Genomic DNA, 24,761 nt, shown 5'->3' with positions numbered 1-24,761 from the left:
CCCGTTCACAGCCTGCCCATCGCGAAGCGGCGGCGGATGTAGTTGTTGAACAGCACGGCGGCCAGCAGCATCACGCCCAGGAACACCCGGTACCAGTTGTTGTCGATGCTGGTGTAGCCGATGCCGATCTGCACCATGCCGAAGATCAGGGCGCCAAAGGCCGCGCCGATCACCGAACCGTAGCCGCCGGTGAGCAGGCAGCCGCCGATGACCGCCGCGATGATGGCTTCGAACTCCTTCTGCAGGCCGCGGTCGGCGGCGGCGGAACCGGCGTCGGCCACCTGCAGCACGGCGAACAGCGTGGCGCAGAAGGCGGTGAACATGAACAGGCCGATCTTGACCCGCGCCACCGGAATGCCCACGTTCTTGGCCGCATTTGCGTCGCCCCCCACGGCGAGGATCCAGTTGCCGGCCCGGGTACGGGCGAGCACGAAGGCGCCGGCCGCCGTCAGCAGGAACCACCACACCACCACCTTGGGCACGCCGATGGCCAGGGCCGTGCCGTCGTCGCGCGCCGCCATCCAGCCGGCCGCGGCCAGGCTGTCGAACAGGCCGGTCAGCACATGGCCGTGGAACAGGGCCGACACCACCGGGTCGGCCAGCATGGCCTCCTGCAGCACGATGTCGCCGCTGCTCGACAGGATGGTCTTGCCCGTCAGCAGCACCGCCACCGCCAGCGACAGGCCGCGCAGGATGAAGAAGAACGCAAGCGTGACGATGAAACTGGGCAGACCGGTCTTGATCACCAACCAGCCGTTGAGCCAGCCCAGCGCCAGGGCGCAGGCGAATGCGAACACCACCGCGGCGCTGGGCGCCCAGCCCCATTCCAGGATGGGGATGGCCACCATCATCCCGGCGAAACCGATCATGGAGCCGACCGAGAGGTCGAACTCGCCGGCGATCATCAGCAGGGCCGCCCCCACGGCGATGATGCCCAGGAAGCCCGCCACGGTGCCCCAGTTGACCGTGCCTTCGGCGCTGAACAAGCCGGAATCGCCGGCCGCCAAAACGAAGATCGCCACCACGAGCAAGGTGCCCGCAATGGCACCGAACTCGGGGCGGGCAAGCAGCTTGCGCACCGAGCCCACGTTGCGCACGCGCTCGTCGCCCGACAGGTTCGCGGGCGCGCCGCTCAGGTTTGCACTGGCCATGTCATGTCCTCAAAAAGATGTCTCTGTCAGCGGGCCGGCACCCCAGAGCGGCGCCGGCCCTGCACTCACTCAGCGGTACTGGCCCGCGTACTTCTCCACCTTGGGCAGCGTGTCCTTGGTCACGAAGCCGGGGCCCGAACCGATGTGGCGTGCGCCGAAGGCCGGTGCCAGGCCGTACTCGGCAAAGCGGGCCTTGGTCTTGGCGTTGGCCTGGATGGCCTCGGACACCTTCTTGATGTCGGTGGTCTTCTGGGCCTTCATGGTGGCCATCACCGCCACCGGGATGTAGCCCTGCAGGTAGGGCTGCTGGTCGATGCCGAACTGGATGGTGCCGGCCTTGATGGCCTTGCCGATCTCGTCGGACAGGTCGAAGGTGGCGAACCAGAGCTTGCCGGCCTGGCCGCCCTTTTCCAGCGCCTTGAGCGTGGGGTGGGCGGAGGTCGGGCCCAGGGTCAGCACGGCGCCGGTGCCGGCGTTCTGGCGCAGGTAGGCGCTGACCTTGGACTCGATGGTGGTCGGGTCGTCACCCGAGTCGATGGTGCTCTTCTTGAAGTCGGCGCCGATGGCTTCGGCAAAGCCGCGGCAGCGCTCGAACGAGGCCGGGTTGGTGGCGTAGTGGTTCACGCACAGGAAGCTCTTGACGCCCGCGGCCTTGGCGCGCTCGCCAGCACCCTTGCCGGCCTCGTACTCGGGCTGGCCCACGTGCATGATCGCGCCCAGCTTTTCGCTCTGCTCGGTGGTGCCGGAGTTGATGGTGATCAACGGGATCTTCTTGTCGGTCACCTTCTTGAGCGCGCCCTGCAGCACGTTGAAGTCGGCGATGGTGGTGATCACGCCATCCACGTTCTGTGCCGCGGCCTGCTCGATCAGGCGGGCCATGTCGGCCAGGTCGCCGTTGGCCGGGTTGCGGTAGTCGACCGTCACGCCGTAGTCCTCGCCCGCCTGCTTGACCGAGTTCTTGATGGTGTTCCACCACGAGTCCGAATCGGGCGCGTGGCTGATGAGCACGTAGCGTCCCTCGGCATGGGCGGCACCGGTGGCCAGCAGGGCGGCCAGGGCCAGTGTCTTGAGCACAGGGCGCACGGAAGAAGTGTTCATGAATGTCTCCAGTCGTTGGTTGAAGCGGAATGCCTGCGTGCCGTCAGGAGCGGACAGACCGGCCCAGCGGTGGCACGGGACGGATGGTAGGACGTGGAGAGAATTTTTCTTCTAGATATTTTCCCTAATGAAAGATTTTTTCTATTTTTCCATTTCTCAGCTACAGTGCGCCCCATGACCTCTTCCAAGCCCGCCACCCCTGTGGACGCGTTCCTGCAGCGCCTGGTGCAGGAGCACGGACAGCTCAGCCGGCAGCTCAAGCTCATCGGCACCTACATCGAACAGCACCGCGACCACGTGGGCCTGGAGCGCATCCAGGACATCGCCGACCACTGCGGCGTGCAGCCCTCGGCCGTGGTGCGGTTTGCCAAACACTTCGGCTTCTCCGGCTTCTCGGAAATGCAGGCCCTGTTCCGCGCCGGCATCGCCACCCAGATCGCCCCCAGTCGCAGCTACCAGAACCGCATCCGCGAGGCCGTGGCGCGCAGCGACCACCCGCTGGACAGCACCAGCATCGCGCAGGAATTCGTGGGCGGCGCCGTCGCCGGTCTCGAAGAGCTGGGCCGCCATCTGCACGAGCTGCCCATCGACCGCGCGGTGGACCTGCTGGCCCACGCGCCGTCGCTGTGGGTGGCCGGCGCGCGCCGTGCCTTCCCGGTCGCGACCTACCTGGCCTACGCGCTGCAGCACACCGACAAGCCGGTGCAGCTGGTGGACTTTGCGGGCGCCATGCACACCGGCCAGGTGCGCGGGCTGCGGCGCGGCGACGTGATGGTCGCCATCAGCTTCGCGCCCTACGCCGAAGAGACCATGGACGTGGTGCGGCAGGCCACCCAGGCTGGCGCGACCGTGATCGCCATCACCGACAGCCGCGTCGGCGCCCTGGCCCAGCTGGCCGACGTGGCGCTGGTGGTGCAGGAGAGCGCGGTGTTCGGCTTCCGCGCGCTCTCCAGCACCATGGCCCTGGCGCAGTGCCTGTTCATTGCCCTCGCCTACCGGCTGGAACTCGAATACAAGCCCAGCGGCGCCGCGGCGCGCTGACCCGTTTCCCCTCCCAACCCAACCCTTCGAACCCATGAAACACGTTGCCGTTCTGGGTGCGGGCCGCATTGGCCGCATCCACGCCACCAACCTCGCCGCCCAGCCGGGCGTGAAGCTCAAATACGTCTGCGACGCCGTGCCGGCCGCCGCGGCCGACCTGGCCCAGGCCCTGGGCGCACAGGCCACCGATGTGGACACCGTGTTCGCCGACCAGAGCATCGACGCGGTCGCCATCTGCTCGCCCACCAGCACGCACAGCGACCTGATCGCGCGCGCCGCCGCCGCGGGCAAACACATCTTCTGCGAGAAGCCGGTCGACCTGTCGGTGCCGCGCGCCGAGGCCGTGGCCCAGGCCGTGGCCGCGGCCGGTGTGGGCTGCATGATCGGTTTCCAGCGCCGCTTCGACCCCACCTTCAACGAAGCCCGCCGCCGCATGGACGCGGGCGAGATCGGCACGCCCGAGATGCTGGTCATCACCAGCCGCGACCCCGGTGCGCCGCCGGTGGAGTACATCAAGCAGTCCGGCGGCATCTTCCGCGACATGCTGATCCACGACTTCGACGTGTTCCGCTGGATCCTCTGCGCCGATGGGGACGAGGCCGCCTGGCTCAGCGCCACCGGTTCGGTGCTGACCGACCCGGCCGTGGGCGCCGCGGGCGACTTCGACTGCACCGCCGTCACCATCCGCACGCACAAGGGCCGCCTCTGCCAGATCAACACCACGCGCCGCGCCGCCTACGGCTACGACCAGCGCTTCGAGGTGCTGGGCTCGGCCGGCTTGCTGCAGTGTGGCAACCACACGCCCACCGAAGTGAAGCACTGGGGCGCCAGCGGCATCCAGGCCGACAAGCCCGAGGCCTTCTTCCTGCAGCGCTACGCCGCCGCCTACCGCATCGAGATCGAGCACTTCTTCAGCTGCCTGCAGTCGGGCCAGCCGTTCAAGACCACGGTGCAGGACGGCGTGATGGCGCAGAAGCTGGCCGACGCGGCTACGCAGAGCGCCACGTCCGGCCAGCCCGTCACGTTCTGAGGCTGCCTGCATGAGCACCAAGATCCTCAACGTCGGCATCGCCGGCCTGGGCCGCCTGGGCAAGCGCCACGCGCAGCAGCTGGCCCGCAACACGCCGGGCGCGCGCCTGGTCGCGGCCTGCAGCCCGGTCGCGTCCGAACTCGACTGGGCCCGAGACGAGCTGGGCATCACCCGCTGCCACGAGACGCTGGAGGCGATGTTGGCCGACGCGGATATCGACGCCATCGTGCTGGTCACGCCGACCACGCTGCACGCCGACCAGACCAGCGCCTGCCTGCGCGCGGGCAAACACGTCTTTGTGGAGAAGCCTCTCTCGCTGGATGTGGCCACCTGCGAGGCGGTGGAAGCCGTGGCCAAGGACCATCCGAACCTGGTCGCCATGGTCGGCTTCGTGCGCCGCTTCGACCCCAGCTACGCCGAGGCCAAGGCCGCCATCGACCAGGGCGATCTCGGCAAGCCCTTCCTGGTGCGCTCGCAGACCTGCGACCAGAACGACGAGTCGGGCTTCTTCGTGCGCTTTGCCGAGTCGTCGGGCGGCATCTTCATGGACTGCAGCGTGCACGACATCGACCTCGCACGCTGGATGCTGGGCAACCCCAAGGCCACGCGCGTGTTCGCCAGCGGCACCGTGGCCATTCACGAAGGCCTCAAGCCCTTTGGCGACGTGGACAACGGCCTGGCGATTGTCGAGTTCGAGGGCGGCCAGCGCGCGGTGTTCTACGCCAGCCGCACCATGCCGCACGGCCACGAGACCACCACCGAGGTGATCGGCACCGCCGGCACGCTGCAGGTGGGCATGGGCGCGCACCTGAGCCGCGTGCAGTACCGCGACGCGGACGGCGTGGGCCACCGCGCCCTGCCCGACTTCTTTGCCCGCTTCGGCGACGCCTTCCGGCTGGAGATGGAGGCCTTCGTGGCGGCCTGCCGCGGCGAGCGCCCGGCACCGCTGACGCTCAACGACGCGACCGAGGCCACGCGCATCGGCCAGGCGATCACGCAGTCGCTGCGGACCGGTCTGCCGGTGAGCTGCTGAAGCGCCACGCCACCACCAGTGCCATGGACTGGCCTGGCGCCACCTCGGTCCAGCCGGGCTGGCCGGGCAAATGCGCGGCGTCGATGGGGTGGCTGATGGGCTCGAAGCAGAACACCGGCGGTTCGGCCGGCGCGTAGAGCAGGCAGTCCGGGCGCGCCTGCGAACCGTCGGGCAGCGTCAGCGTGCTGTGCATGCGCAGCGCCAGGTCGCGCTCGGGCCATTCGATCAGCGCCTCGCCGTCCCAGCCACCGAACCCGTTGTCGATCACGAGGCGGTCCACCCGCGCGCCCTGGCCCAGGTTCCAGCCTTCGGGGAAGTCGGTGGTGTAGCCGGTCGGGATCTTGTCGGGCCGGGCCAGCCACACGCCATCGACGCGGGCGCTCAGGCGGCACGCGGGCGTGCGCGTGAACCAGGGGTGCTGGGCCAGGCCGAAGGGCAGCGGATGTTCGCCCCGGTTGGTCACGCTCAGCGACTGCACCATGCCCCCGTCGACCAGGGTGAAGGACTGGCTGGCCTCGTAGTGGTACGGGCTGCCGCCGTAGCCCGCGCTGCGCAGCTGCATCTGCACACCGTCGTCTTCGCTGGAACGGGTCAGCTGCCAGGGCTGCAGCCAGCCGTCGCCGTGGATCGGGTACGGGTCGTCGGGCGTGTTGGGGGCCAGCGCATGGAAGCGCCCGGCGTGCTCGAAGCCGCCGCCGCTGATGCGGTTGGACCAGGGCAGCAGCGGGTAGCTGGCCAGCGCCTGCATGCGCGGGGTGCGGCCATCCCACGCCCGCCAGAGGTCGACCGGCTCGCCACCGCGCACCCACTGCCAGGCCACGACTCCGCCGCCGGCCCCGGGCATCACGGCCAGCCGCTGCGCGTGCTGTTCGATCCAGTGCACGCCGCCAAAACTCTGTTCGCCCATGGTCTGCTCCTGTGGTGGGTGCGATGAAGATCAGCCCGCGAAGGGCGATGCGGGAAGGCCCGCCACACCCGGTCGCACGGCGAACAGGCCGCCGGCCAGCGGCTCGCGGGCCAGCGCCGCCTCGTCCAGGCTGAAGCGCGCGGAGGTGATGAACAGGGTCGAGAGGTCCGGCCCGCCGAAGGTGCACGAGGTCACCTGGCTCACCGGCAGGCGCACCCGCGCCAGCTCCTGCGCGGTGTCGGGGTCGTGGCAGGAGACGCAGCCGCCGCCCCAGTGGCAGATCCACACCCGCCCCAGCGCATCGGTGGTCATGCCATCGGGCACGCCGTCCTCCGGCGCGAACTGCAGCCAGAGGCGGCGCCCGCCGATCTCGCCGGTGTCGGGATCGCTGTCGTAGGCCAGCACCTGGCCGTTGACGGTGTCGTTGAACAGCATGGTCCGGCCCTGGGCGATCCAGGTCGGGCCATTGGTGACGGCGAAGCCTTCGTCCATGCGCGCCCAGGCGCCGTCGGCCCCGACGCGGTAGAGCGAGCCGGTGGGCAGCGCGCAGCCGAAGTCCATGCTGCCCATCCACCAGCGCCCTGCGGCGTCGCAGCGGGCGTCGTTGAAGCGGTTGTCGCTGCGTTCGGGTTCGGGCTTGCACAGGTAGCGCGGCGGCTGGCCCGGCTGGTCGGGGTTCCAGAACGCCGGCCCCCGGCGCAGCGCGATCGCCAGGCCCTCGCCGGTGCGACGCTCGGCCAGCGCCGACACCTCCTCGTCAAAGGTCCAGCTCTGCCGCGCGCCGGTGGCGGGATCGAGCCGGTGGATGTGGCGCGAGAGGATGTCTACCCAGAACAGGCACCGCCGCGACACCGACCAGAGCCCGCCCTCGCCCAGCACCGCCGCCGCCGGCCAGAGGCAGCGCACCTCGTCGGTCACCTGGAAGGGCTCGCGGTGGGCGGGTACGGAAGGCAGGCGCGGCATGGTGTCTCCAAGGGCGGGGCTTGACGTTCGGCGCATTATGCGTTCAGATTGATATCTGTTTGATTGCAATTTTGATTTTTCAGATATCTATTTATATATGTCACTCCACAACAACCCCGACGTCCCCGCCGCCAGCGCGCAGGCCGCCCGCTACCCCAGCCTGCAGGGCCGCCGGGTGTTCGTCACCGGCGGCGCCACCGGCATCGGTGCGGCGGTCGTGGCGGCCCTGGCCCGCCAGGGCGCCCAGGTCGCCTTTGTCGATGTGGCGGCGTCCGCCGCCGAAGCACTCTCGCAGCAACTGGCCGACGAGGGTCATGCCCGCCCCTGGTGGCGCGCGGTCGACGTCAAGGACATCGCCGCGCTGCAGGCCGCCATCGCGGACGCGGCGGCCGCACTGGGCGACTTCGGCGTGCTGGTCAACAACGTGGCCAGCGACGACCGCCATCGCCTGGAAGACCTCACGCCCGCCTACTTCGACGAGCGCATGGCCGTGAACCAGCGCCCCGCCCTGTTCGCGGTGCAGTCGGTGGTGCCCGGCATGCGCCGCCTGGGTGGCGGCTCGGTGATCAACTTCGGCTCCATCGGCTGGCAGACCAAGAACCCGGACTACCCCTGCTATGCCATCGCCAAGTCGTCGGTCAACGGGCTCACCCGCGGGCTGGCCGCCTCGCTGGGCAAGGACCACATCCGCGTCAACACCATCACGCCGGGCTGGGTGATGACCGAGCGGCAGGTGCGGCTGTGGCTGGACGCCGCGGGCGAACAGGAGATCGCGCGCAACCAGTGCCTGCCCGACCAGCTGCGGCCGGACCACGTGGCCAGCATGGTGCTGTTCCTGGCGGCCGACGATTCGGCGATGTGCACCGCGCAGGAGTTTGTCGTGGACGGCGGCTGGACCTGAAGCGATGCCCCCTTCCAGGGGCACCGAGGAACCGGCTCCGCCGGGCCTCTGGTGCCGTCCCCCTCCCGCCGAAGGCGAGAGAGGGGGAAGACGCGAAGCGGCGCAGGGGGTGCATCAGGCGGACAGCCTGATGCCATACTGCGTCAGACAGGTCTGCTTGAGCGCCTTCATCATCACCTTGGCGCCGGGCGAGAGCAGGCGGTCGGTGCGGGTGATGAGGCCGAAGGCGTCCATGTGGCAGGGCATGTCCATCGGCAGCACGCTCAGCAGCCCGTGCGAGGCGTAGTAGTTCGCCACCTCGCTCGCCACCACGCCCACCATGTCGCTCTGCTGCAGCATGCGCGTCATGAACAGCAGGGCCGAGGTCTCGATGGTGTTGATCGGCGGGCTCAGCCCCTCCTGCTGGAACATCAGGTCGAAGCGGTGGCGCAGCACGCTGCCGGCCGGCGGCACGATCCAGCCCGCGCCGTGCACGTCGCGCAGGCTCAGGTTGCTCACCCCCATCAGCGGATGCCCCGGGCGCGTCACGGCAGACACCAGCTCCCCGGTCAGCGGCTCGTAGGCCAGGTTGCCCTTGTCGTGTTCGGCGAACAGGCGCCCCACCACGATGTCCAGCTTGCCCTGCTCCAGCCGGTCCAGCAGCACCGGGCTGGTCTCGATCTCCAGCGAGATGCGCAGGTTGGGGTGCTCCTGCTTGACCAGGGCCACCGCCGGCGGCAGCAGGCTCAGGCCGGGCGAGGTGATGGCGCCGATGCCGACCTGGCCGAAGTGGCCGGTCTTCAGCGCCACCAGCTCGTCGTGCGCCTGGTTCAGGCTGGCCAGCGCCATGCGCGCGTGGCGGATCATGGTCTCGCCGTACCAGGTCGGGCTCATGCCCCGGGGCAGGCGCTCGAACAGCGGCACGCCCAGCACCTCCTCCAGGTCCTTGAGCAGCTTGGACGCGGCCGGCTGGGTCATGCTCAGCACCTGGGCCGCGCGGTGGATGTTGCCCTCCTCGGCCAGGGCCACCAGCAGCAGCAGCTGGCGGGTCTTGAGCCGGGCACGGATGAACCAGTGGTTGTAGTTGCTCATCAGGGGTTTTCGAGAATGCCAAGAAAGATATCAATTTTGTCTGAAAAACGATTGGATTGATATTAAAAACGCTTCTAGACTGCCGGCCAACGTCACCACTGGGCATCAGCAAGCACATGAAACTCGGCGAGATCCGGCACCAGCCGCGGCACCTGATCAATGGCCGCTGGGTCAGCGGTGCCACCACCGGCATCAGCGTCAACCCCTCGGACACGCGGGAGGTGGTGGCCGAGTTCGCCCGCGCCGACCGCAACCAGACCGAACTGGCGATCGCCGCCGCGGCCGACGCCCTGCCGCAGTGGAGCCTGAGCACCCCGCAGCGCCGCGCCGACGCGCTGGACCTGGCCGGCAGCGAGCTGCTGGCGCGCAAGGAGGAACTGGGCGAGCTGCTGGCGCGCGAAGAAGGCAAGACCCTGCCCGAGGCCATCGCCGAGGTCGCGCGGGCCGGCAACATCTTCAAGTTCTTCGCCGGCGAGGCGCTGCGCATCGGCGGCGAGACCCTGGCCTCGGTGCGCCCCGGGGTGCAGGTCGACATCACCCGCGAGCCGGTCGGCGTGGTCGCGGTGATCGCGCCCTGGAACTTCCCCTTCGCCATTCCCGCCTGGAAGATCGCGCCCGCCCTGGCCTACGGCAACACCGTGGTGTTCAAGCCGGCCGAGCTGGTGCCCACCTGCGGCTGGGCGCTGGCCGAGATCCTCAGCCGCTGCGGCCTGCCCGCCGGCACCTTCAACCTCATCATGGGCAGCGGCCGCGAGGTCGGCCAGACCCTGGTGGAGCACCCGCGGGTCAACGCCATCAGCTTCACGGGCTCGGTGTCCACCGGGCGCCGCATCCTCACCGCCACCGCCGCGCGGCAGGCCAAGGTGCAGCTGGAGATGGGCGGCAAGAACCCGCTGGTGGTGCTGGCCGACGCTGACCTGGACCAGGCGGTGGACTGCGCGCTGCAGGGCTCGTACTTCTCCACCGGCCAGCGCTGCACCGCGTCCAGCCGCCTGATCGTGGAGGCGCCGGTGCATGACGCCTTCGTCGCCCGGCTGACCCAGCGCCTGGCCGCGCTGAAGGTGGGCCACGCCCTCACCCGCGGCACCGAGATGGGCCCGGTGGTCGACGGCGCCCAGCTGGAGCAGAACCTGTCCTACATGGCCATCGGCGCGGACGAAGGCGCCGAGCACGTCTTTGGCGGCGAGCGCCTGGAGCGCGAGACCCCCGGCCACTACATGAGCCCTGCGCTGTGGCTGGCCGAGCCCGGGCACCGCATCGCCCGCGAAGAGATCTTCGGTCCCATCGCCTGCGTGCTGCGGGCCGACGACTACGGGCACGCGCTCGAACTGGCGAACGACACGCCGTTCGGTCTGTGTGCCGGCCTCTGCACCACCTCGCTCAAGCACGCGACGCACTTCCGTCGCCACGCGCAGGTGGGCATGACCATGGTGAACCTGCCGACCGCCGGCGTGGATTTCCATGTTCCGTTCGGCGGACGCAAGGACTCCAGCCACGGATCCCGGGAACAAGGCCGCTACGCGGCGGAGTTCTATACCACCGTCAAGACCAGTTACATGCTGGCCTGACCTTTAGCTTCAACCAACCAGAGACAGGAGACAGACAACATGAAACAACTGCAACGCCGCACCCTGGTGACCGCGCTGGCCGCCGCCCCCGTGGCCCTGATGCTGCCGGGTGGTGCCTTCGCGCAGAAGCCCATCGTGCTGGGCTTCAGCCAGATCGGGGCCGAGTCGGAGTGGCGCACCGCCAACTCCGAGTCGATCAAGTCCTCGGCCAAGGAGGCCGGCATCGAGCTGAAGTTCGCCGACGCCCAGCAGAAGCAGGAGAACCAGATCAAGGCCATCCGCTCCTTCATCGCCCAGAAGGTCGACGTGATCGCCTTCTCGCCGGTGGTGGAAAGCGGCTGGGGCGCCGTGCTGCGCGAGGCCAAGGCCGCCAAGATCCCGGTGATCCTGACCGACCGCGCCGTCAACGAAAAGGACGAGTCGCTGTGGGTGAGCTTCATGGGCTCGGACTTCGTGGAAGAAGGCCGCAAGGCCGGCCGCTGGCTGGTCGAGAAGATGAAGGACCAGAAGGGCGAGGTCAACATCGTCGAGCTGCAGGGCACCGTGGGCTCGGCACCGGCCATCGACCGCAAGAAGGGCTTCGAGGAAATCATCAAGGCCGATCCGAAGTTCAAGATCATCCGCAGCCAGACCGGCGACTTCACCCGCGCCAAGGGCAAGGAAGTGATGGAAGCCTTCCTGAAGGCCGAGGGCAAGAAGATCAACGTGCTCTACGCGCACAACGACGACATGGCCATCGGCGCGATCCAGGCCATCGAAGAGGCCGGCATGAAGCCCGCCAAGGACATCGTGATCATCTCCATCGATGCCGTGAAGGGCGCCTTCGAAGCCATGATCGCCGGCAAGCTCAACGTCAGCGTCGAATGCAGCCCGCTGCTGGGCCCGCAGCTGATGCAGGCCGTCAAGGACCTCAAGGCCGGCAAGACGCTGCCGCGCCGCATCGTGACCGAAGAAGGCATCTTCCCGATGGAGACCGCCGCCGCCGAGTTCCCCAAGCGCAAGTACTGATCCCCCACAACAACCAGACTGCCGCGCGGACCACCGCGCGGCACCACCCCCGAGGAGACCCACTTGAACACCCCCAACCGCCGCCACGTGCTTTGCGCCGTCGCGCTGGCCGCCGCGGCCTTCACCACCGGCGCCTTCGCGCAGGACAAAGGCACCATCGGCATCTCCATGCCCACCAAGTCGTCCGCGCGCTGGATTGCCGACGGCGACAACATGGTCAAGGTCCTCAAGGACCGCGGCTACAAGACCGACCTGCAGTACGCCGAGGACGACATCCCGAACCAGCTGGCGCAGATCGAGAACATGATCACCAAGGGCGTGAAGGTGCTGGTGATCGCCTCCATCGACGGCACCACGCTGTCCAAGGCGCTGCAGAACGCGGCCGACAAGGGCGTCAAGGTCATCGCCTACGACCGCCTGATCAAGGGCAGCAAGAACGTCGACTACTACGCCACCTTCGACAACTTCCAGGTCGGCGTGCAGCAGGCCACCTCCATCGTCGACAAGCTCGGCCTCAAGCAGGGCAAGGGCCCGTTCAACATCGAGCTGTTCGGCGGCTCGCCCGACGACAACAACGCCTTCTTCTTCTACGACGGCGCCATGAGCGTGCTCAAACCCTACATCGACAGCGGCAAGCTGGTGGTGCGCAGCAAGCAAATGGGCATGGACAAGGTCGGCACGCTGCGCTGGGACGGCGCCGTGGCCCAGGCCCGCATGGACAACCTGCTCTCGGCCTTCTACGGCAAGGACAAGGTGCACGCGGTGCTGAGCCCGTACGACGGCCTGTCCATCGGCATCCTGTCCTCGCTCAAGGGCGTGGGCTACTGCACGGCGCAACAGCCCTGCCCCGTCGTCAGCGGCCAGGACGCCGAGATCCCCTCGGTCAAGTCCATCCTGAAGGGCGAGCAGTACTCGACCATCTTCAAGGACACGCGCGAGCTGGCCAAGGTCACGGCCAACATGGTGGACGCGACGCTCACGGGCAAGCAGCCCGAGATCAACGACACCAAGACCTACAACAACGGCGTGAAGGTGGTGCCCAGCTACCTGCTCAAGCCGGTGCCGGTCGACGCGAGCAACTGGAAGAAGGTGCTGGTGGACAGCGGCTACTACAAGGAATCGCAGCTCAAGTGAGTGGTCTGCTGCCGGGAGCCTGACCGACAGGGCTCCCGGCCCCCTGTGTACCGAGGAATCCGCCTTGCAAACCCTTCTGGAAATGCGGTCCATCCGCAAGACCTTCCCCGGCGTGGTCGCGCTCAACCAGGTCAACCTGCGCGTGCGCGCCGGCGAGATCCATGCCCTGGTGGGTGAAAACGGCGCCGGCAAGTCCACGCTCATGAAAGTGCTCTCGGGGGTCTACCCCTCGGGCAGCTACACCGGCCAGATCCTGTTCGACGGCCAGGAGCGCCACTTCGGCGGCATCCACGACAGCGAACAGCTGGGCATCATCATCATTCACCAGGAGCTGGCCCTGGTGCCGCTGCTGTCGATCACCGAGAACGTGTTCCTCGGCAACGAGATCGCGCACCGCGGCGTGATCGACTGGATGGCCGCGCACCGCCAGACACAGGAGCTGCTGCGCAAGGTGGGCCTGAAAGAGTCGCCCTCGACCCGCATCACCGATCTGGGCGTGGGCAAGCAGCAGCTGGTGGAGATCGCCAAGGCGCTGTCCAAGCAGGTCAGGCTGCTGATCCTGGACGAGCCCACCGCCAGCCTGAACGAAAACGACAGCCAGGCCCTGCTGGACCTGCTGCTCGAACTCAAGGCCCAGGGCATCACCTGCATCCTGATTTCACACAAGCTCAACGAGATCGCCCGCGTGGCCGACTCGGTGACCATCCTGCGCGACGGCAGCACGGTGGAGACCATCGACTGCCAGGGCGCGCCCGTCAGCGAAGACCGCGTGATCCGCGGCATGGTGGGCCGCGAGATGGCCGACCGCTACCCGCGCCGCACGCCCGACATCGGCGAGACCGTGTTCGAGGTGTGCGACTGGCGCGTGCACCACCCGCAGCACGCCGACCGCGAAGTCATCAAGGGCGTGAACCTGCAGGTGCGGCGCGGCGAGATCGTCGGCATCGCCGGCCTCATGGGCGCCGGCCGCACCGAGTTCGCCATGAGCGTGTTCGGCCGCGCCTGGGGCCAGCGCATCAGCGGCGAGGTGCGGCTGCACGGCAAACCCATCGACGTGAGCACCGTCGGCAAGGCGGTCGCGCACGGCCTGGCCTACGTGACCGAGGACCGCAAGGGCAACGGCCTGGTGCTGGCCGAGGACATCCAGTTCAACACCTCGCTCGCCCGCCTGGAGGCCGTCTCGCGCGCCGGCGTCATCGACGACGGCCGCGAATACAGCGTGGCCCAGGGCTACCGCGAGAAGCTGCGCATCCGCTGCTCGGGCGTGGGCCAGAAGACGGTCAACCTCTCCGGCGGCAACCAGCAGAAGGTGGTGCTGAGCAAATGGCTCTTCACCGAACCCGAGGTGCTCATCCTCGACGAGCCCACGCGCGGCATCGACGTGGGCGCCAAGTACGAGATCTACACCCTCATCGCCCAGCTGGCGGCCGAGGGCAAGTGCGTGATCGTGATCTCTTCCGAAATGCCCGAGCTGCTGGGCCTGTCCGACCGCATCTATGTGATGAACGAAGGCCGCTTCGTCGCCGAGATGCCGGTCGCCGAGGCCTCCCAGGAAAAGATCATGCGCGCCATCGTGACCAGCCACTGAACCCCATGGAACAACAACACTCCCCCGCGGCCCTTGCGGCGCCGTCCGACAGCCGCCCCGTGCTGGACTTCCTCAAGCACAACTTCCGCGAGTACGGCATGCTGATCTCGCTGGTCGCGATCATGGCCTTCTTCCAGGTCATGACCGACGGCACGCTGATGCAGCCGCTGAACCTGACCAACCTGGTGCTGCAGAACAGCTACATCGTCATCATGGCGCTGGGCATGCTGCTGGTCATCGTGGCCGGCCACATCGACCTCTCGGTGGGCTCGGTCTGCGGCTTCATCGGCGCGCTGGCCGCCGTGCTGATGGTCAGCTACGAGTGGCACTTCGTGCCCGCCTCGCTGGTGTGCCTGCTGGTCGGTGGCGTGATCGGCGGTGCGCAGGGCTGGTTCGTGGCCTTCTTCCGCATCCCCTCCTTCATCGTCACCCTGGCCGGCATGCTGGTGTTCAAGGGCCTGGCGCTGGCGCTGCTGCAGGGCCAGTCCATCGGACCCTTCCCCGAGGAGTTCCAGATGCTCAGCTCCGGCTTCATCCCGGACCTGTTCAGCGGCGAAAACCTGCGCCTGACCTCGCTGCTGATCGGCGTCGCCGCCGCCGCGCTGCTGGCCCTGTCCAGCCTGCGCGCGCGCAACAACCAACTGCGGCACGGCATCGAGACCGAACCCTTCGGCCTGTTCGCGCTCAAGCTGGCCGTGTTCGCGGGTCTGCTGGTGTTCTTCAGCTACATGCTGGCCTCGTACAAGGGCCTGCCCAATGTGCTGGTGGTGATGGCGCTGCTGATCGTGGCCTTCGACTTCCTCACGGCGCGCACCATCGTGGGCCGCCGCATCTACGCCCTGGGGGGCAACGAGAAGGCGGCCAAGCTCTCGGGCATCAAGACCGAGCGGCTGACGTTCGCCACCTTCGTCACCATGGGCGTGCTGGCCGCGCTGGCCGGCCTGGTGTTCGCCGCGCGCCTGAACACCGCCACACCCAAGGCCGGCCTGGGTTTCGAGCTGGACGTGATCGCGGCCTGCTTCATCGGCGGTGCCTCCGCCTCGGGCGGCGTGGGCAAGGTGATGGGCGCGGTGATCGGCGCCTTCATCATGGGCGTGATGAACAACGGCATGTCCATCATGGGCATCGGCATCGACTACCAGCAGGTCATCAAGGGCCTGGTGCTGCTGGCCGCCGTGTTTGTCGACGTCTACAACAAGAACAAGTCATGAGCGGCGCCACCACTTCTCCTGTGCTGCAGCTCTCGGGCGTGGGCATGCGCTTCGGGCGCGTCCACGTGCTGCAGGACGCCCAGCTGCGCCTGTTCCCCGGCGAGGTCCATGCGCTGATGGGCCAGAACGGCGCCGGCAAGTCGACCCTGATCAAGGTGCTGACCGGCGTGGTCACGCCCGTGGCCGGCCAGATGCGCCTGGGCGACGACACGGGCTGGCCCGCGTCGCCGCTGCACGCGCAGCAGCAGGGCATCAGCACGGTCTACCAGGAGGTCAACCTCTGCCCCAACCTCACGGTGGCCGAGAACATCTTCGCCGGCCGCTACCCGCGCCACCCGGCGTGGCAGGGCCGACGCATCGACTGGGCCGCCACGCGCGAAGGTGCCCGCCGCCTGCTGGCGCGTGTGGGCCTGGACATCGACGTCACCCGGCGGCTCTCGGACTACCCGGTGGCCATCCAGCAGCTGGTGGCGATTGCGCGCGCCCTGGGCATCGACGCCCGCGTGCTGATCCTGGACGAACCCACCTCCAGCCTGGACGACGACGAGGTCAAGGGCCTGTTCCAGGTGCTGCGGCGCCTGCGCGAGGAAGGCCTGGCCATCCTGTTCGTCACCCACTTCCTGGACCAGGTCTACGCCATCTCCGACCGCATCACCGTGCTGCGCAACGGCCGCTGGATCGGCGAATGGACAACCCGCGAACTGCCGGCTCAGGCCCTGATCGAGGCCATGGTGGGCCGCGAGATGGGCCCGGCCACGGCGCCCGCCGCCGCCAGCGAAGCATCGGCCAGCGACACCCCGGCCCTGCTGCAGACCGAGGGCCTGGCGCGCGCGGGCAGCATCCAGCCGACCGACCTGGTCATCCGACCCGGCGAGGTGCTGGGCATCGCCGGCCTGCTGGGCGCGGGCCGCACCGAGCTGGCGCGCCTGCTGTTCGGCCTGGACAGCCCCGACGCCGGGATGCTGCGCATCGACGGCGAGGTGGTGCGCTTTTCCAACCCGGTCGACGCCATCGCGCGCGGCCTGGCCATGTGCCCCGAAGAGCGCAAGACCGAAGGCATCTTTGCCGACCTCTCGGTGCGCGAGAACATCGCCATCGCGCTGCAGGCCATGCGCGGCCTGCGCCGCCCGCTGCCACTGTCCGAGCAGCGCGAGATGGCCGATCGCTACATCGCGCTGCTGGGCATCCGCACCCCGGGCGCCGAGACGCCGGTGGGCCAGCTCTCGGGCGGCAACCAGCAGAAGGTGGTGATCGCCCGCTGGCTGGCCACCGCGCCGCGCCTGCTGATCCTGGACGAGCCCACACGCGGCATCGACGTGGCGGCCAAGCAGGAAATCATGGACCAGATCCTGCGCCTGGCCGCGCAGGGCATGGCGGTGGTCTTCATCTCGTCCGAGATGAGCGAGGTGGTCCGGGTGTCGCAGCGCATCCTGGTCCTTCGCGACCGCCGCCCCATCGGCGAGCTGCCTGCGGGCAGCAGCGAAGACGCCGTGTACGAACTGATTGCCGACGAACATGTCTGAAACCCCCTCTCGTGTAAATGCCCTGCTGGGCCACCGCCTCACCTGGCCGCTGGTCACGCTGGCCCTGCTGCTGCTGGTCAACGTGGTCGCCAACGAGCGCTTCCTGCACATCGAGTGGCGCGACGGCCACCTCTACGGCAGCCTCATCGACATCCTCAACCGCGCGGCGCCGCTGATCCTGGTCTCGCTGGGCATGACCCTGGTGATCGCGATGCGCGGCATCGACATCTCGGTCGGCGCCGTGGTCGCGATCTCGGCCGCCGTGGCCGCCTGGATGATCGGCGGCTCGGTCGACGGCGCCACCACGCGGCTGCCGCTGGGCGTGGCCATCACCGGCGCGCTGGCCGTGGCCATGCTGTGCGGGCTGTGGAACGGCGCGCTGGTGGCCGGCATCGGCATGCAGCCCATCATCGCCACGCTGATCCTGATGGTGGCGGGCCGCGGCATCGCCCAGCTCATCACCGACGGCCAGATCATCACCATCTACTACCAGCCTTTCTTCTTCATCGGGGGTGGCTACCTGCTGGGCCTGCCCTTCTCGCTCTACGTCTGGCTCGGGGTGCTGGCCCTGCTGGGCGGGCTGCTCTACAAGACGCCGCTGGGCGTGTTCGTGCAGGCGGTGGGCGTCAACCCGGCGGCAGCGCGCGTGGCCGGCATCCGCGCGCGGCAGCTGACCCTGGCGGCCTATGTGTTCTGCGGCTTCTGCGCCGGCGTGGCCGGCCTGCTGATCAGCTCCAACGTCAAGAGCGCCGACGGCAACAACGCCGGCCAGCTGATGGAGCTGGACGCCATCTTGGCCGTCACCCTGGGCGGCACCTCGCTGGCCGGTGGCCGCTTCAGCCTGCTGGGCACGCTGATCGGCGCCCTCATCATCCAGACCCTCACCTACGCCATCTACTCGCTGGGCGTGCCGCCCGAGATCAACCTGGTGGTCAAGGCCGCGGTGGTGTTCGTGGTGATGCTGCTGCAGTCGCCCGAGTTCCGCGCCCAGGTGTGGGCGCTGGCCCGCCGCCCCTCGCTGCCTGGAGGTGCCGCATGAGCGCCACGCCGAGCACCCTGGACCGCCTGGACCTGCGCTTCCTGCCGCTGGCCGCGACGGTGGGCCTGTTCCTGCTGATGGGGCTGGCCGGTTCGCTGAGCTACACCGGCTTCTTCTCGGCGCAGGTGTTCCTGAACCTGCTGATCGACAACGCCTTCCTGCTCATCGTGGCCGTGGGCATGACCTTCGTCATCCTCAGCGGCGGCATCGACCTCTCGGTGGGTTCGGTGGTCGCGCTCTCGACCATGGTGCTCGCCACCCTGATCGAGCACCATGGCTGGTCGCCGCTGCCGGCCATCGGCGTGGTGCTGGTGATGGGCGTCTCCTTCGGCGCCTTCATGGGCTTCCTGATCGAGCGCTTCCGGCTGCAGCCCTTCATCGTCACGCTGGCGGGCATGTTCCTGGCGCGCGGCCTGTGCTACCTGATCAGCATCGACTCGATCAGCATCGGCAACGAGGCCTATTCGAACCTCGCCTACTGGCGGCTGGAACTGGCCGAGGGCGCCTCGATCAGCCTGGGCGCGCTGATCGCGATTGCCTGCCTGGCGCTGGCCCTGTTCGCGGCCCACAGCAGCACCTTCGGCCGCACGGTCTACGCCATCGGCGGCAGCGAACACTCGGCCATCCTCATGGGCCTGCCGGTGCGGCGCACCCTGGTCGGCGTCTACGCGGTCTCGGGCCTGTGCGCGGCTCTCGGCGGCGTGGTCTTCACCTTCTACACGCTGTCGGGCTACGGCCTGCACGCCGTCGGCATGGAGCTGGACGCGATCGCCGCCGTGGTCATCGGCGGCACGCTGCTGACCGGCGGCGTGGGCTACGTCTTCGGCACGCTGTTCGGCGTGCTCACCCTGGGCCTGATCCAGACCCTCATCACCTTCGACGGCACGCTCAGCTCCTGGTGGACGCGCATCGTCGTCGGCCTGCTGCTGTTCCTGTTCTGCCTGCTGCAGCGCCTCATGGTGCGCCGCCCCGGCGCAGGCTCCCACTAAACCCCCACCCCACCGCACACCACCATGTCCGACAAACCACGCAAGCTGCGCTCCACCGAATGGTTCGGCAGCGCCGACAAGAACGGCTTCATGTACCGCAGCTGGATGAAGAACCAGGGCATCCCCGACCACGCGTTCGACGGCCGCCCCATCATCGGCATCTGCAACACCTGGTCCGAGCTGACGCCCTGCAACGCGCACTTCCGCAAGCTGGCCGAACACGTCAAGAAGGGCGTGCTGGAAGCCGGCGGCTACCCGGTCGAGTTCCCGGTGTTCTCCAACGGCGAGTCCAACCTGCGCCCCACCGCCATGCTCACGCGCAACCTGGCGTCGATGGACGTGGAGGAAGCGATCCGCGGCAACCCCATCGACGCGGTGGTGCTGCTGGTGGGCTGCGACAAGACCACGCCCGCGCTGCTGATGGGCGCGGCCAGCTGCGACGTGCCGGCCATCGTGGTCACCGGCGGCCCCATGCTCAACGGCAAGCTCGAAGGCAAGAACATCGGCTCGGGCACGGCCGTGTGGCAGCTGCACGAATCGCTCAAGGCCGGCGAGATCAACATGCACCAGTTCCTCGCGGCCGAAGGCGGCATGTCGCGTTCGGCCGGCACCTGCAACACCATGGGCACGGCCTCCACCATGGCCTGCATGGCCGAGGCGCTGGGCACCTCGCTGCCGCACAACGCGGCCATCCCCGCCGTGGACGCGCGCCGCTACGTGCTGGCCCACATGTCGGGCCGGCGCATCGTCCAGATGGCGCACGAAGACCTGCGCCTGTCCAAGATCCTCACGCGCGAGGCCTTCGAGAACGCGATCCGCACCAACGCCGCCATCGGCGGCTCGACCAACGCGGTGATCCACCTCAAGGCGATCGCCGGGCGCATCGGCGTGGAGCTGGAGCTGGACGACTGGACGCGCCTCGGCAAGGGCACGCCCACCGTGGTCGACCTGCAGCCCTCGGGCCGCTTCCTGATGGAGGAGTTCTACTACGCCGGTGGCCTGCCTGCCGTGCTGCGGCGCCTGGGCGAGAACAACCTGCTGCCCCACCCGAACGCGCTCACCGTCAACGGCAAGAGCCTGTGGGAGAACGTGGCCGACGCGCCGCAGTACAACGACGAGGTGATCCGCCCGCTGGACAACCCGCTGGTGCCCGACGGCGGCATCTGCGTGCTGCGCGGCAACCTGGCGCCGCGCGGGGCGGTGCTCAAGCCCTCGGCCGCCTCGCCACACCTGCTGCAGCACCGCGGCCGCGCCGTGGTGTTCGAGAACCTGGAGCACTACAAGGAACGCATCGTCGACGAAAACCTGGACATCGACGAGACCTGCGTGATGGTGCTCAAGAACTGCGGCCCCATGGGCTACCCCGGCATGGCCGAGGTGGGCAACATGGGCCTGCCGCCCAAGCTGCTGCGCCGGGGCATCAAGGACATGGTGCGCATCTCCGACGCCCGCATGAGCGGCACCGCCTACGGCACCGTGGTGCTGCACGTGGCGCCCGAGGCCGCGGCCGGCGGCCCGCTGGCGGCCGTGCGCGACGGCGACTTCATCGAGCTCGACTGCAGCACCGGCCGCCTGCACCTGGACATCAGCGACGAAGAACTGGCCACCCGCCTGGCCCAGGTCACGCCGCCGGAACACGCGATGAAGGGCGGCTACCAGCGCCTCTACGTCAACCACGTGCTGCAGGCCGACCAGGGCTGCGACTTCGAATTCCTCGTCGGCTGCCGCGGCTCCGCGGTGCCCCGCCATTCGCATTGAGAGAGACCATGACCGCTTCCGCCCGCACGCCGCGCTACCGCGGCATCTTCCCGGTGGTGCCCACCACCTTCACCGAATCCGGCGAACTCGACCTGACCAGCCAGAAGCGCTGCCTCGATTTCATGATCGACGCCGGCGTCGACGGCCTGTGCATCCTGGCCAACTTCTCCGAGCAGTTTTCCCTCTCGGACGACGAGCGCGAAGTGCTCACCCGCACCTGTCTGGAACACGTGGCCGGCCGCGTGCCGGTGATCGTGACCACCACGCACTACGGCACCAGCGTCTGCGCCGCGCGCAGCAAGCGCGCGCAGGACATGGGCGCGGCCATGGTGATGATCATGCCGCCCTACCACGGCGCCACCTTCCGCGTGCCCGAGGCGCAGATCTTCGAGTTCTACGACCGCGTGTCCGACGCCATCGGCATCCCGATCATGGTGCAGGACGCGCCGGCCAGCGGCACGGTGCTCTCCGCCCCGTTCCTCGCGCGCATGGCGGAACAGATCGAGCACCTGGCCTACTTCAAGATCGAGGTGCCGGGTGCGGCCAGCAAGCTGCGCGAGCTGATCCGCCTGGGCGGCGACGCCATCGAAGGACCGTGGGACGGCGAGGAAGCCATCACCCTGCTGGCCGACCTGGACGCGGGTGCCACCGGCGCCATGACCGGCGGCGCCTTTCCCGACGGCATCCGCCCCATCATCGAGGCGCACCGCAGCGGCGACATGGACCAGGCCTTCGCGCTCTACCAGCGCTGGCTGCCGCTGATCAACCACGAGAACCGCCAGGGCGGCATCCTGACCGCCAAGGCGCTGATGAAGGAAGGCGGCGTGATCGCCTGCGAGGCCGGGCGCCACCCCTTCCCGCCCATGCACCCCGAGGTGCGGCGCGGCCTGATCGACATCGCGCGCCGCCTTGATCCCCTCGTGCTCCGCTGGGGACGGTGAGATGCACGCCGCCCTGGCCAGCCCTCCTGCGCTGTTCGCTCTCGACTGGGGCACCAGCTCGCTGCGCGCCTACGCCCTGGGCCCAGGCGGCCAGGTGCTGGCCACCCGCCGCAGCGAACACGGTGTGATGAACCTGCCGGCCGGTGCCGGCATCGCCACGCCCGCGGAGGCCTTCGAGGCGGCGCTGCAGGGGTTGTGCGGCGACTGGCTGGCGGCCCATGCGGACACCCCGCTGATCGCCTGCGGCATGGTGGGCAGCGCCCAGGGCTGGCGCGAGGCGCGCTACCAACCCCTGCCGGCCCGCGCCAGCGAACTGGCCACGGCCATGACCGTCATCGCGCGCCCGGGCGGCGAGCCCCTGCACGTGGTGCCCGGCCTGCTGCAGGCCGGCGAACTGCCCAATGTGATGCGCGGCGAAGAGACCCAGATCGCGGGCGTGCTGCAGAGCCTGGCCGACGAAGGCCGCACGCCGCCGCGCCTGCTGATCGGGCTGCCGGGCACCCACACCAAGTGGGCCTGGGTCGAGGACGGCGCCGTCGTGCGCTTCGAGACTTTCATGACCGGCGAGGTGTACGCCGCGCTGTCGCAGCACACCATCCTGGGCCGCACCATGGTGATGGGCGCGCCGCACGACGAACCCGCCTTCGCGCGCGGCCTGCGCGTGGCGCGCTCGCCGCAGGGCGCGCTGGGCGTGCTGTCCACCGTGTTCAGCGTGCGCACCCTGGGCCTCACCGGCCAGCTGACCGGCAGCGCCCAGCCCGACTACCTCTCGGGCCTGCTGATCGGGCACGAGGTGGCGGCGCTGGCGCCCGCGCTGCAGCACGGCAGCCCGGTGGTGCTGTGCGGCGAGCCGATGCTGTGCGTGCGCTACGCGACGGCCCTGGAGGCGCAAGGCCTGGCCGAACCCGAGATCCGTTCCGGCGTCACCCCGCTGGGCCTGTGGCGCATCGCCCAGGCCGCCGGCCTGGCCGTCCCGTCCCCTGTCCGCCGTTGCGCATGAACCCCTCGTCCCTGTTCCGCCAGACCCTGTCCACCCACGGGCTGATCGCCATCCTGCGCGGGCTGCGGCCCGACGAGGCGCGCGACATCGGCCTGGCCCTGCACGGCGCCGGCATCCGCCTGATCGAGGTGCCGTTGAACTCGCCCGATCCGCTGCAGAGCATCCGCATCCTGCGCGAGGCCCTCCCCGACGACACCCTGGTGGGCGCCGGCACCGTGCTGCAGCCCGAGGCCTGCGCGCAGATCGCCGCGGCCGGCGGCCAGCTGGTCGTCATGCCGCACAGCGACCCGGCAGTGATCCGAGCCGCCAAGTCGCTGGGCCTGGCCTGCGCACCTGGCGTGGCCACGCCCACCGAAGCCTTTGCCGCGCTCGCCGCGGGCGCCGACGTGCTCAAGATGTTCCCGGCCGAGACCCTCGGCCCCATGGGCCTGAAGGCCTGGCGCGCGGTGCTCACGCCGCCGGTGGCCATCGTGCCGGTCGGCGGCATCACGCCGGACGCGCTCGCGCCCTACCTTGCGGCCGGTGCGTCCGGGTTCGGCCTGGGCAGCGCGCTGTACCGGGCCGGCGACGACGCCGCCACCGTGGCGCAGCGGGCCACCGCCTTCGTCCGCGCCTGGCAGCAGGCCACCGCCGCCGTCTGATCCACCGACCTTCATGAAAATCACCCGCCTCACCACCTTCATCGTTCCGCCGCGCTGGTGCTTCCTCAAGATCGAGACCGACGAAGGCATCGTCGGCTGGGGCGAGCCGGTGCTCGAAGGCCGCGCCCACACCGTCGCCGCCATGGTCGACGAGCTCTCGGATTACCTCATCGGCAAGGACCCGCGCCAGATCGAAGACCACTGGACCGTGATGTACCGCGCCGGCTTCTACCGCGGTGGCGGAGTGCACATGAGCGCGCTGGCCGGCATCGACCAGGCGCTGTGGGACATCAAGGGCAAGGCCCTGGGCGTCAGCGTCTCCGACCTGCTGGGCGGCCAGGTGCGCGACCGCATCCGCGTCTACAGCTGGATCGGCGGCGACCGCCCGGCCGACACCGCCGCCGCCGCGCAAGCCGCCGTGGCGCGCGGCTTCACCGCCGTCAAGATGAACGGCACCGAAGAGCTGCAGTTCATCGACAGCCACGACAAGGTCGAGCGCTGCCTGGCCAACGTGGCCGCGGTGCGCGAGGCCGTGGGGCCGAACGTGGGCATCGGCGTGGACTTCCACGGCCGGGTACACAAGCCCATGGCCAAGGTGCTGCTGCGCGAACTGGCGCCCTACAACCTCATGTTCGTCGAGGAGCCGGTGCTCAGCGAACAACACGAGGCGCTCAAGGAACTGGCCCATGTGGCCACCATGCCCATCGCGCTGGGCGAGCGGCTGTACTCGCGCTGGGACTTCAAGCGCATCCTGTCCGAAGGCTATGTGGACATCGTCCAGCCCGACCCTTCACATGCCGGCGGCATCACCGAAACGCGCAAGATCGCGGCCATGGCCGAGGCCTACGACGTCGCGCTGGCACTGCACTGCCCGCTCGGCCCCATCGCCCTGGCGGCCAACCTGCAGATCGACGCGGGCTGCTACAACGCCTTCATCCAGGAGCAGAGCCTGGGCATTCACTACAACCAGGCCAACGACCTGCTGGACTACGTGAACAACCGCGAGGTGTTCGCCTACGAGGACGGCATGGTGAAGATTCCCACCGGCCCGGGCCTGGGCATCGAGGTCAACGAGGCCTATGTGCGCGAACGCGCGGCCGAGGGCCACCGCTGGCGCAACCCGGTCTGGCGCCACAAGGACGGCAGCTTCGCGGAGTGGTGAGACC

22 protein-coding genes are annotated in these 24,761 nt (G+C 69.0%); 17 read left to right on the top strand and 5 right to left on the bottom strand.

Going from position 1 to position 24,761, the window contains the following annotated elements; genetic code table 11:
* Positions 1–5: 5 nt before the first annotated feature.
* Together HPS01S_RS02820 and HPS01S_RS02815 are read right to left on the bottom strand one after the other, a co-directional pair.
* On the bottom strand, positions 6–1,151 hold the full coding sequence (locus HPS01S_RS02820) for an ABC transporter permease (RefSeq protein ID WP_066150814.1): 1,146 nt from the start codon (positions 1,149–1,151) through the stop codon (positions 6–8).
* 69 nt (positions 1,152–1,220) lie between these two features.
* Entirely contained in the window at positions 1,221–2,249 is a 1,029-nt protein-coding gene (locus HPS01S_RS02815) for a sugar ABC transporter substrate-binding protein (protein ID WP_066150811.1), read from the bottom strand.
* A 174-nt stretch (positions 2,250–2,423) separates the two neighbouring features.
* On the opposite strand from HPS01S_RS02815, the gene HPS01S_RS02810 reads away from it, so the two are divergent.
* From HPS01S_RS02810 to HPS01S_RS02800, 3 genes are read left to right on the top strand one after another with little or no spacing between them, the layout of a single operon-like run.
* Positions 2,424–3,290 (top strand): MurR/RpiR family transcriptional regulator, encoded by an 867-nt coding sequence (locus HPS01S_RS02810; protein ID WP_066150980.1) that lies wholly within the window; start codon positions 2,424–2,426, stop codon positions 3,288–3,290.
* A gap of 34 nt (positions 3,291–3,324) precedes the next feature.
* Positions 3,325–4,320: an inositol 2-dehydrogenase gene (gene iolG / locus HPS01S_RS02805; RefSeq protein WP_066150807.1), complete on the top strand. Its 996-nt coding sequence runs from the start codon at positions 3,325–3,327 to the stop codon at positions 4,318–4,320.
* Between the two features lie 10 nt (positions 4,321–4,330).
* A complete protein-coding gene (locus HPS01S_RS02800) occupies positions 4,331–5,353 on the top strand; it encodes a Gfo/Idh/MocA family protein (RefSeq protein WP_066150804.1) in 1,023 nt (340 codons plus the stop codon).
* Here HPS01S_RS02800 and HPS01S_RS02795 read toward each other — a convergent pair.
* Together HPS01S_RS02795 and HPS01S_RS02790 are read right to left on the bottom strand one after the other, a co-directional pair.
* On the bottom strand, positions 5,313–6,260 hold the full coding sequence (locus HPS01S_RS02795) for an aldose 1-epimerase (protein ID WP_066150802.1): 948 nt from the start codon (positions 6,258–6,260) through the stop codon (positions 5,313–5,315). The two genes, HPS01S_RS02800 and HPS01S_RS02795, sit on opposite strands and share 41 nt — an antisense overlap.
* Before the next feature lie 30 nt (positions 6,261–6,290).
* Positions 6,291–7,223, bottom strand: a complete 933-nt coding sequence (locus HPS01S_RS02790) for an SMP-30/gluconolactonase/LRE family protein (protein WP_066150799.1) — start codon at positions 7,221–7,223, stop codon at positions 6,291–6,293.
* 97 nt (positions 7,224–7,320) lie between these two features.
* Between HPS01S_RS02790 and HPS01S_RS02785 the strand changes: the two genes are divergently transcribed.
* Complete coding sequence (locus HPS01S_RS02785) at positions 7,321–8,124, top strand: SDR family NAD(P)-dependent oxidoreductase (protein ID WP_066150796.1); 804 nt, start codon at positions 7,321–7,323, stop codon at positions 8,122–8,124.
* A gap of 114 nt (positions 8,125–8,238) precedes the next feature.
* Here the strand turns inward: HPS01S_RS02785 and HPS01S_RS02780 are convergent, their stop codons facing one another.
* Positions 8,239–9,195, bottom strand: a complete 957-nt coding sequence (locus HPS01S_RS02780; RefSeq protein WP_066150793.1) for a LysR substrate-binding domain-containing protein — start codon at positions 9,193–9,195, stop codon at positions 8,239–8,241.
* 116 nt (positions 9,196–9,311) lie between these two features.
* Between HPS01S_RS02780 and HPS01S_RS02775 the strand changes: the two genes are divergently transcribed.
* From HPS01S_RS02775 to dgoD, 13 genes are all read left to right on the top strand, one after another.
* Positions 9,312–10,763 carry an aldehyde dehydrogenase family protein gene (locus HPS01S_RS02775; RefSeq protein WP_066150790.1) on the top strand — a complete coding sequence of 484 codons (1,452 nt, stop codon included), beginning with the start codon at positions 9,312–9,314 and terminating at the stop codon, positions 10,761–10,763.
* Between the two features lie 39 nt (positions 10,764–10,802).
* Entirely contained in the window at positions 10,803–11,771 is a 969-nt protein-coding gene (locus HPS01S_RS02770) for an ABC transporter substrate-binding protein (RefSeq protein ID WP_066150787.1), read from the top strand.
* Between the two features lie 87 nt (positions 11,772–11,858).
* Complete coding sequence (chvE, locus tag HPS01S_RS02765) at positions 11,859–12,905, top strand: multiple monosaccharide ABC transporter substrate-binding protein (protein ID WP_241559767.1); 1,047 nt, start codon at positions 11,859–11,861, stop codon at positions 12,903–12,905.
* 82 nt (positions 12,906–12,987) lie between these two features.
* A complete protein-coding gene (mmsA, locus tag HPS01S_RS02760; protein ID WP_066150781.1) occupies positions 12,988–14,493 on the top strand; it encodes a multiple monosaccharide ABC transporter ATP-binding protein in 1,506 nt (501 codons plus the stop codon).
* A 5-nt stretch (positions 14,494–14,498) separates the two neighbouring features.
* Positions 14,499–15,704 carry a multiple monosaccharide ABC transporter permease gene (gene mmsB / locus HPS01S_RS02755; protein WP_066150778.1) on the top strand — a complete coding sequence of 402 codons (1,206 nt, stop codon included), beginning with the start codon at positions 14,499–14,501 and terminating at the stop codon, positions 15,702–15,704.
* Positions 15,701–17,227 carry a sugar ABC transporter ATP-binding protein gene (locus tag HPS01S_RS02750; protein ID WP_066150774.1) on the top strand — a complete coding sequence of 509 codons (1,527 nt, stop codon included), beginning with the start codon at positions 15,701–15,703 and terminating at the stop codon, positions 17,225–17,227. Before mmsB ends, HPS01S_RS02750 begins: the two co-directional genes overlap by 4 nt.
* Entirely contained in the window at positions 17,220–18,266 is a 1,047-nt protein-coding gene (locus HPS01S_RS02745; RefSeq protein WP_066150772.1) for an ABC transporter permease, read from the top strand. The genes HPS01S_RS02750 and HPS01S_RS02745 overlap by 8 nt, the downstream gene beginning before the upstream one ends.
* Entirely contained in the window at positions 18,263–19,255 is a 993-nt protein-coding gene (gene yjfF, locus HPS01S_RS02740; RefSeq protein ID WP_066150770.1) for a galactofuranose ABC transporter, permease protein YjfF, read from the top strand. The genes HPS01S_RS02745 and yjfF overlap by 4 nt, the downstream gene beginning before the upstream one ends.
* 24 nt (positions 19,256–19,279) lie before the next feature.
* Positions 19,280–21,013 carry an IlvD/Edd family dehydratase gene (locus HPS01S_RS02735; RefSeq protein ID WP_066150767.1) on the top strand — a complete coding sequence of 578 codons (1,734 nt, stop codon included), beginning with the start codon at positions 19,280–19,282 and terminating at the stop codon, positions 21,011–21,013.
* 8 nt (positions 21,014–21,021) lie between these two features.
* Entirely contained in the window at positions 21,022–21,954 is a 933-nt protein-coding gene (locus HPS01S_RS02730; protein WP_066150764.1) for a dihydrodipicolinate synthase family protein, read from the top strand.
* 1 nt (position 21,955) lies between these two features.
* On the top strand, positions 21,956–22,954 hold the full coding sequence (locus HPS01S_RS02725) for a 2-dehydro-3-deoxygalactonokinase (protein ID WP_066150761.1): 999 nt from the start codon (positions 21,956–21,958) through the stop codon (positions 22,952–22,954).
* Positions 22,951–23,595: a 2-dehydro-3-deoxy-6-phosphogalactonate aldolase gene (locus HPS01S_RS02720; RefSeq protein WP_066150758.1), complete on the top strand. Its 645-nt coding sequence runs from the start codon at positions 22,951–22,953 to the stop codon at positions 23,593–23,595. The genes HPS01S_RS02725 and HPS01S_RS02720 overlap by 4 nt, the downstream gene beginning before the upstream one ends.
* Before the next feature lie 13 nt (positions 23,596–23,608).
* Positions 23,609–24,757: a galactonate dehydratase gene (dgoD, locus tag HPS01S_RS02715; protein WP_066150757.1), complete on the top strand. Its 1,149-nt coding sequence runs from the start codon at positions 23,609–23,611 to the stop codon at positions 24,755–24,757.
* The last annotated feature ends 4 nt before the right edge of the window (positions 24,758–24,761 follow it).

Origin of the sequence: Hydrogenophaga pseudoflava NBRC 102511 (genome assembly GCF_001592285.1) — a bacterium.
Taxonomy (GTDB): domain Bacteria; phylum Pseudomonadota; class Gammaproteobacteria; order Burkholderiales; family Burkholderiaceae_C; genus Hydrogenophaga; species Hydrogenophaga pseudoflava.
The sequence above is the reverse complement of the archived record's forward strand: the minus strand, read 5'-3'. Positions and strand labels throughout refer to the sequence as shown.